9 protein-coding genes and 1 pseudogene are annotated in these 6952 nt (G+C 68.9%); 5 read left to right on the plus strand and 5 right to left on the minus strand.

Annotated features, from left to right (window positions below):
• The coding region (locus FKP22_RS16365) for a glycoside hydrolase family protein (RefSeq protein ID WP_510606716.1) at window positions 1–845 on the minus strand (845 nt) is incomplete at its 3' end.
• A gap of 203 nt (window positions 846–1048) precedes the next feature.
• Between FKP22_RS16365 and otsB the strand changes: the two genes are divergently transcribed.
• The 5 genes from otsB to FKP22_RS16390 all read left to right on the plus strand — a co-directional run bounded on the left by otsB (window position 1049) and on the right by FKP22_RS16390 (window position 4737).
• Window positions 1049–1804 (plus strand): trehalose-phosphatase, encoded by a 756-nt coding sequence (gene otsB / locus FKP22_RS16370; protein WP_141288527.1) that lies wholly within the window; start codon window positions 1049–1051, stop codon window positions 1802–1804.
• Window positions 1801–3183, plus strand: a complete 1383-nt coding sequence (gene otsA, locus FKP22_RS16375) for an alpha,alpha-trehalose-phosphate synthase (UDP-forming) (protein WP_141288528.1) — start codon at window positions 1801–1803, stop codon at window positions 3181–3183. The genes otsB and otsA overlap by 4 nt, the downstream gene beginning before the upstream one ends.
• Window positions 3180–3776 carry a nucleotidyltransferase family protein gene (locus FKP22_RS16380; RefSeq protein ID WP_231010933.1) on the plus strand — a complete coding sequence of 199 codons (597 nt, stop codon included), beginning with the start codon at window positions 3180–3182 and terminating at the stop codon, window positions 3774–3776. Before otsA ends, FKP22_RS16380 begins: the two co-directional genes overlap by 4 nt.
• Before the next feature lie 108 nt (window positions 3777–3884).
• The gene (locus tag FKP22_RS16385; protein WP_141288529.1) at window positions 3885–4370 is read left to right on the plus strand and encodes an acyltransferase family protein; all 486 of its coding nucleotides are present in this window, start codon (window positions 3885–3887) and stop codon (window positions 4368–4370) included.
• Window positions 4339–4737, plus strand: coding sequence for a sensor histidine kinase (locus tag FKP22_RS16390; RefSeq protein ID WP_141288530.1), 399 nt, complete (start codon window positions 4339–4341; stop codon window positions 4735–4737). Before FKP22_RS16385 ends, FKP22_RS16390 begins: the two co-directional genes overlap by 32 nt.
• Before the next feature lie 76 nt (window positions 4738–4813).
• On the opposite strand, the gene FKP22_RS16395 is transcribed toward FKP22_RS16390, so the two are convergent.
• The 4 genes and pseudogenes from FKP22_RS16395 to FKP22_RS16410 all read right to left on the minus strand — a co-directional run.
• The gene (locus FKP22_RS16395; protein WP_141288531.1) at window positions 4814–5623 is read right to left on the minus strand and encodes a rhomboid family intramembrane serine protease; all 810 of its coding nucleotides are present in this window, start codon (window positions 5621–5623) and stop codon (window positions 4814–4816) included.
• A complete protein-coding gene (locus tag FKP22_RS16400; RefSeq protein WP_141288532.1) occupies window positions 5620–6186 on the minus strand; it encodes a tyrosine-protein phosphatase in 567 nt (188 codons plus the stop codon). The genes FKP22_RS16395 and FKP22_RS16400 overlap by 4 nt, the downstream gene beginning before the upstream one ends.
• A complete protein-coding gene (locus FKP22_RS16405) occupies window positions 6183–6680 on the minus strand; it encodes a hypothetical protein (RefSeq protein ID WP_141288533.1) in 498 nt (165 codons plus the stop codon). The genes FKP22_RS16400 and FKP22_RS16405 overlap by 4 nt, the downstream gene beginning before the upstream one ends.
• Window positions 6677–6952, minus strand: a pseudogene (locus FKP22_RS16410) (MGDG synthase family glycosyltransferase); the annotation flags it as partial. The gene FKP22_RS16405 and the pseudogene FKP22_RS16410, both read right to left, overlap by 4 nt.

Genomic DNA, 6952 nt, shown 5'->3' on the forward strand with positions numbered 1-6952 from the left:
TTGCCGTTGGCGCTTTGCGGGTGCGAAGGCGGCCAGTTGGTGCACCCGTCCTGGCGCATCGCCAGCGCCTGCACGGTCTGCAAGGCCCGGTCGGCAAAGCCTTGCACCACCGCGGGCGGCAGCAGCGCCGCGCCGCGCATCACCGGGTACAGGTTGCCGGCAAAGCCGTGGCCCGCGCCGATGTAGCAGACGACCTTGCCGTACAGGTCCTGCCACCACAGCCAGGCGCCGAGTTCGGCGTCGAACACCATCTCGTCCCACAGGATGTTCACGCCCCGCGCAAACAGCTCGGCCCAGCGCGGCTCGCCGGTCGCCTCGGCCATGTGGATCGCTGCCACCAGCGTGCCGGGCGAGCCCCACAGCATCTCGCGCGCCGGATGGTGCAGGTTGCCCTGCACCACGTCGAACAGCTGGTCGGCCACGGCTTGCGAAGGCGCGGCCTGCCACTGCAGCAACAGCAAACCCGAGTCCCCCATGAACAGCGACTGCGTGCCGGCCAGGTGCGTCTCGCCAACCTCGCGGTTGCGCTGGACCAGCGTGGGCACGGTGGCGTCGAAGCGGGCCAGTTCGGCCGGCTCGACGAAGCCCTGTCTAGACAGGTGGCGCAGCGCCCAGATGATGCCGCCGGCGCCGAAATAAAGCATCGAATAGCGCGTGTCGGGCGTTGCCGGATCGTCCAGCGCATGCGCCCGCCAAAGCCCCTGCGGCGAGAAGTCCTGCAGCGCGTCCTGCACCATGCGTTGCACCGCGGCGCGTGCCGCAGCCTCGTCCCACAACGGCCCGTTCAAGCCCTCGTGGCGCGCGGGGTCAAACAGCGTGTTTGAAACAGTCGTTGCAACTTGCATGCGTGCATTTTGCGGGTGTCATGCCTGTCCCGCCAAGGGCAGCGCGCTGCGATATCAGGCCTGCGCCTACACGGCGGCGAACGGGCAACTTCTATAGTCCCCGGCATGCAGATGGATCATGAACACACACCAGGGATGAAGATCGGAAAGCATGATGCGGGCTTTCGGCGACGGGCCGGCATTGGCATGCCCGCGGAGTGCGAATGAAGGCCCCCGACCTGCCTGGCAGCGAATGCGCGCTGTTCTTTGACTTCGACGGCACGCTGGTCGATCTGGCGCCCACCCCCGACACCATTGCCGTGCTGCCGCGCACGGCTGAACTCCTGTTCCAGCTGAAGCTTGCGCTCAACGGCGCGCTGGCCATCGTCAGCGGCCGGCCGGTCAGCGAGATCGACCACTACCTGCATTCGCTGAAGCTCACCGTGGCGGGCGTGCATGGCACCGAACTGCGCGTTGCCGATGGCCCCATGCGGCGCATGCCGGTGGCCTCGCTGGACGCCGCGGCCGTGGTCATCGCCCGGCTGTGCGAACAGCACCCCGCACTGCTGATGGAACGCAAGCCCGGCGCGATTGCGCTGCACTACCGACAGGCCCCTGCGCTGGAAGACATGTGCCTGGCCGTGATGGAAGAAGCCTTGCTGCATGCCGAGGGCATGGCCCTGCTGCGCGGCAAGTTCGTCGTTGAAATGAAACCCAGCCGCGCGACCAAGGCCGCAGCGGTGCACGCGCTGATGGACTGCAAACCTTTCCGCCTCCGCAGGCCCTGGTTCTTTGGCGACGACGTGACCGACGAGAGCGCCTTCGAGCTGGTGCAAAGCATGGGCGGCGTGGCGATCAAGATCGGTGAGGGCGAAACCCTGGCCTCGCACCGCCTGGCCAATCCGGCCGAACTGCACGACTGGCTGGCCGCCGCGGCCGCCCAGCTCGGTGCACAGCAACCTGAGAGGTTCTCGCGATGAGCCGGCTTGTCGTGGTGTCCAACCGGGTCGGCGACCCGAGCAAGCCCTCTTCCGGCGGCCTCGCGGTCGCGTTGGGCGACGCCCTGACCAAGTCCGGCGGCCTGTGGTTTGGTGCGGGTGAGGTGGTCGACGCGGCCACGCCCACCGACCAGCGCCTGCACCTCAAGCCGCTGGACAACAAGGTCACGCTGGCCACGCTGGATCTGAGCCGCGAAGACTACGACGGCTACTACCGCGGCTATGCCAACGGCGTGCTGTGGCCGGTCTTCCACTACCGGCTGGACCTGGCGCATTTCGAGTCCGGCCACCTGGACGCCTACCGCCGCGTGAACCGCCAGTTCGCCCAGGCCCTGGCCTCGCTGCTGCAGCCCGACGACATCATCTGGGTGCACGACTACCACCTGATCCCGCTGGCCGCCGAGCTGCGCGCGCTGGGCTGCCAGCAGCGCATCGGTTTTTTCCTGCACATCCCCTTGCCGCCGCAGCTCATCCTGGCCGCGCTGCCCGGGCATGACTGGCTGATGCGGGCACTGTTCGCCTACGACCTGGTGGGCCTGCAGAGCGAAGCCGACATGGTGCACCTGCGGCGCTACCTGGTGGCCGAAGCGCATGCCGAAGAACTCTCCGAGCATTCGTTTGGCGCCTTCAACCGCATGCTGCGTGCCGGTGCCTTCCCGATCGGGCTGGACGTGGACAGCTTCATCGCGATGGCCGAAGCCCCGCCAGCGCAGGAAACCCTGGCCACGCTGCGCCAGCAGTACGCCCAGCGCCAACTGCTGGTCGGCATTGACAGGCTGGACTATTCCAAGGGCCTGCCGCAGCGCATGAAGGCCTTCCGCACGCTGCTGGAGCGCCACCCCGAAACCCGCCAGCAGGCCACGCTGGTGCAGATCGCTGCACCGTCGCGCGAAGAGGTCGAAGCCTATGGCGACATCCGGCGCGAGCTGGAAAGCCTGTGCGGCGCGATCAACGGCGACTTCAGCGAGCTGGACTGGACGCCCATCCGCTACCTGCACAAGCCGCTGGAACGCGAGGCCGTGCCCGGGCTCTACCGGGCAGCCAAGGTCGCACTGGTCACGCCGCTGCGCGACGGCATGAACCTGGTCGCCAAGGAATTCGTTGCCGCGCAGGACCCGGCCGACCCCGGCGTGCTGGTGCTGTCGCGCTTTGCCGGCGCGGCCGAGCAGCTGACCGAAGCCTTGCTGGTCAACCCCTACGACACCGACGCCACGGCAGAGGCCATCCTGCATGCGCTGAAAATGCCGCTGGAGGAACGCCAGCTGCGCCATCAGCGGATGCTGGCGAACATCCGCGAGCACGATGTGCACGCCTGGCAGCGCCGCTTCCTTGAAACGTTGATGGATGTCTCGCCCGCATGACGACGCTGTTGTCCGAATCCGAAGCCACGCTGGCGCTGCGCCTGCAGCACATCGTGCAGTCCTCGCCCATCTTCATGGCCGCGCTGCGCGCCGTGCGCCAGGTCGCGCCGCCGGACGCCTGCATCGGCGCCGGTGCCATCCGCAACCTGGTCTGGGACCATCTGCACGGCCACACGGAAGCCTCGCCGGTGGCCGACTGGGACGTGGTCTTCTTCGACGCCGCCGACTGCCGCCAGGCGCGTGACCAGGCGCTGCAGCAGCAGCTGACGCAAGCCTGCCCGGAGCTGACCTGGGAGGTCACCAACCAGGCCGGCGTGCACCACTGGTTCGAAGCCATCTTCGGCCACGCCGTGGCCCCGCTGGACAGCCTCGAAGAAGCGGTCGCCACCTGGCCGGAATACTGCACCTCGGTCGCCATTGCACTGCGGCCGGACGACAGCCTGCGCATCATCGCGCCCTATGGCCTGGCGGACCTGTTCGCGCTGCGCGTGCGCCGCAACCCGGCGCGCGTCAGCGAGCAGACCTACCGCCAGCGCGTGGCCACCAAGCAATACGCCAAGCGCTGGCCGGGCGTGACGGTGGAGAGCTGCTGACGCGCTGAGCGCGAATTTGCTGGGCAGCTGAGGCATCATCGCGGACCGCCCTCCGGCCCGCGACGCAACCGCATCGCCGGGCATCGTTTGCCGCTCCGCCCGAAGCCCATGCCGACGTTCCGCCCCGCGCCTCTTGCCTCGACATCACACCAGGCTGGCCTGGACACCCTGCGTGCCGTCGCTATCGCGCTAGTCTTCATGTACCACTACCAGGTCTTCGTCTCGCAGGAGGCGACTTTTGGTTGGCTCAGCGAGGTGGGCTGGGTGGGCGTGGACCTGTTTTTCGTGCTCAGTGGCTACCTGATCGCCAATGGCCTGCTGGGCGGGCTGGTGCGCGGGCAGGCGCTGGACCTGGGCGGGTTCTATGCGCGGCGCATGTTCCGCACCTGGCCGGTGTACTGGCTGGTGCTGGCAGCGTATTTCCTGGCGCCTGCGCTGATGGGCGGCAAGACGCCGCCGCCGCTGTGGCGCTTCCTCACGTTCACGCAGAACTGGGGGCTCGGGCTCGGCTGCGCGCCTGCGCGTCACCACCCAGGGCCAGCCGCGGGCGCTGCAGCGCAAGGTGCTGGACGAGCTGTACTGCATTGCCCGTGAAGGTCTGCTGAACGCCTACCGGCATGCAAATGCCAACCAGATCACGCTGGTGATCGCCTACGGCAGCGACGGGCTGCTGCTGTGCGTCTGCGACGACGGCATCGGCCTCAGCCCGCAGGTGCGGGACCGTGGTGCCGCCGACGGCCACTGGGGGCTGGCCGGCATGCATGAACGCGCCGCACTGATAGGCGCCCGCCTGACGCTGGCCAGCGAAGTGCCCACCGGCACCCGCATCGAAGTGCGGGTGCCCGCGCTGCTGGCCTACGAGGAGCCCGGCTTCGGCCACTGGCTGGCACCGCGATGGCTGCGCCGCCGCCGGGCCAGGCAGCAACTGCACAAAACCCGGGCACCCCAGACAAAAGCCTGACGCGACCGGCACTTGGCGCCACTGGGCACGGCTTTGACACAGGCTTGTCCACAGCCGCTGTGGACATCGCCAGGCCTCATTCGGCGGGCGCTGACTGCTCGAAATCGCCGCGCGCCTGCTGCAGCGGCTGCCAGTCCGCCAGGTGCAGCAAGGTCCAGCTGCTGCCCCAGCCTGCCAGCAGCGCCACCGCCAGCCGCAGCAACAGCGCCAGGCCCTGCGAGCGCAGGTTGCCGGCGGACGCCACCAGTGCGCCCATCAGGCCACCGGCGAGCAGCCCGCCCACGTGCGCGGACTGGTCCACGCCGCTGATCAGGCTGCCGGCCACCAGGTTGATCAACACCACTTGTCCCAGCGCCCTGCCAAAGCCGGCGCCCAGCCGCGACGGCTCGCGCTGCAATTTTTGCCAGGCCAGCGAGGACAGCAGCGCGCCGCACAAGGCCATGATCCCGCCCGACGCACCCGCGCTGACGACCATCCACTGCGCAGGATGGCCGCCCTGCACATACTCGCGCAGCAGATGCCAGCCGAACCAGCCGCTGCTGGCGCAACTGGCCGCCCAGCCGCCGGCCAGGAAAACCAGCAGCAGGCCGCTGCGGCCGAGCTGGCGCTGGGCGGCAGGGCCCAGCAGCCACAGCATGTACATGTTCATCGCCAGGTGCAGCAGCCCGCCGTGCAGGAAGACGCTGGCACCCAGCCGCCACAGGTCGCCGGTCAGGCTCAGCAAGGCCAGGTTGCCGCCCCAGGCCAGCATCTCCTGCGGCGAGCGCTCGATCCAGGACTGGCCGGACAAGGCCTGCACCAGGTACAGCACGACGTTGAGCAGCACCAGCGCGGCGGTGGTCAGGCCCACGCGCTGCAGGGCCGAGGGTGAAGAGGCAGTGGTCATGGCGTGGTCGCAGGTTCAAGCAGGGCCTGGCGCAGCGCGGCCACGTCCAGCCGGTCCAGGTAGCGCGGGATGTTGCGCCACAGCGTGTGGTAACCGTAGCCGCCGCGGAACATCTCGTGGCGGGCGGCGTCCTTGTCCCAGCCTTGCAGCACCATGCGGTAGGCTGCGGCGACGACACCGGTGCGGTCAGCGCCATGCCAGCAGTGGACCAGCACCGGGCCACGCTGTTCGGCGGCGCGGATCGCGCGCAGCGCCTGCAGCACCTTCTCGTCGTCGATGGCCCAGGTGTCGATGGGCACGCGGACCTGGCCGATGCCGCTGCCGGCCAGCGCACGCTCGTCGCTGTTGAAGGAGCGGAAACTGACGACCGTGCGGATGCCCAATGCGTGCAGTGCCGGCAGGTCGTTGCGCCGGGGCTGGGCGCTGCGGTACAGCGTGGGCGTGATGCGGTGCAGGTTGGCCAGCGCATGCGGCTGGCCGGTCAGCGGATCGGCCCAGTCTTCCGGCCGCACGCCGGGCACCGCGTAGTGCTTCTGCTTGGTCCGCCGGGATTCGCGCTTCATGTCCCGCCCTCGCGGCGCGGCCGGTGGCGCAGCGCGACGATCAGCGCGGCGCCACCCAGGCCGACCCAGTAATCCGTTGGCGCAAACAGCAGCCAGTGCTTGTGCCAGGGCACGTGGGCCGGGTTGAACTGCTGCCAGCCATAGGCAGGGTTCAGCACGAACCACAACCAGTCCTCGACGATCCAGAACGTCATCAGGCCGGCCAGCGCCAACGCGGCGTCTCGCCAGCCGAAGCGGCCATTGAAGGCCAGCGGCATGAAGAACACCAGCGCCATGAAGCTGAAGACCCAGGCGTGGTAGCCGGTCATCGCGCGGCCGCCCCAGAAGATGTCCAGCAGCCAGTGCGACTCGACGCGCCAGGTCGGCAGCGCCGCGGCCCAGCCGGCCGGGCCTTCAATCTGCACCTCTACGTTGGCAAAGAAGAACGCCACCACCAGCACCCACAGCAGGTAGACCACGGTACGGCGCAACCCAGTCTCTTCGCGCCCGCTCATCGTCCCAGCACCTGTTCCAGCACGCGGCGCGCCGCCTGCGGCTTGCCCAGTGCGTGGCTGGCGGCGGCCATCTGCCCGAGCTTGTCAGGCATGGCCATCAGCCGCGCCACCTTGTAGCCCAGGCCGATCGCGTCATAGGCCAGCCACGCGGCCCCCTCTTCGAGCAGGAAGCCGGCGTTGTGCTCTTCCTGGCCGGGGATGGGCGACACCAGCAGCATGGGCTTGCCCAGCGCCAGGCATTCGGAGATGGTCAGCCCGCCGGGCTTGGTGAC

It is taken from the genome of Ideonella azotifigens (genome assembly GCF_006519715.1).
Lineage (GTDB): Bacteria > Pseudomonadota > Gammaproteobacteria > Burkholderiales > Burkholderiaceae_C > Ideonella > Ideonella azotifigens.

Excerpts from the sequence above, each read along its gene's own strand:
- otsB (WP_141288527.1), top strand. The coding sequence starts at position 1,049 with ATGAAGGCCCCCGACCTGCCTGGCAGCGAATGCGCGCTGTTCTTTGAC.
- otsA (WP_141288528.1), top strand. The coding sequence starts at position 1,801 with ATGAGCCGGCTTGTCGTGGTGTCCAACCGGGTCGGCGACCCGAGCAAG.
- FKP22_RS16380 (WP_231010933.1), top strand. The coding sequence starts at position 3,180 with ATGACGACGCTGTTGTCCGAATCCGAAGCCACGCTGGCGCTGCGCCTG.
- FKP22_RS16385 (WP_141288529.1), top strand. The coding sequence starts at position 3,885 with ATGCCGACGTTCCGCCCCGCGCCTCTTGCCTCGACATCACACCAGGCT.
- FKP22_RS16395 (WP_141288531.1), bottom strand. The coding sequence starts at position 5,623 with ATGACCACTGCCTCTTCACCCTCGGCCCTGCAGCGCGTGGGCCTGACC.
- FKP22_RS16400 (WP_141288532.1), bottom strand. The coding sequence starts at position 6,186 with ATGAAGCGCGAATCCCGGCGGACCAAGCAGAAGCACTACGCGGTGCCC.
- FKP22_RS16405 (WP_141288533.1), bottom strand. The coding sequence starts at position 6,680 with ATGAGCGGGCGCGAAGAGACTGGGTTGCGCCGTACCGTGGTCTACCTG.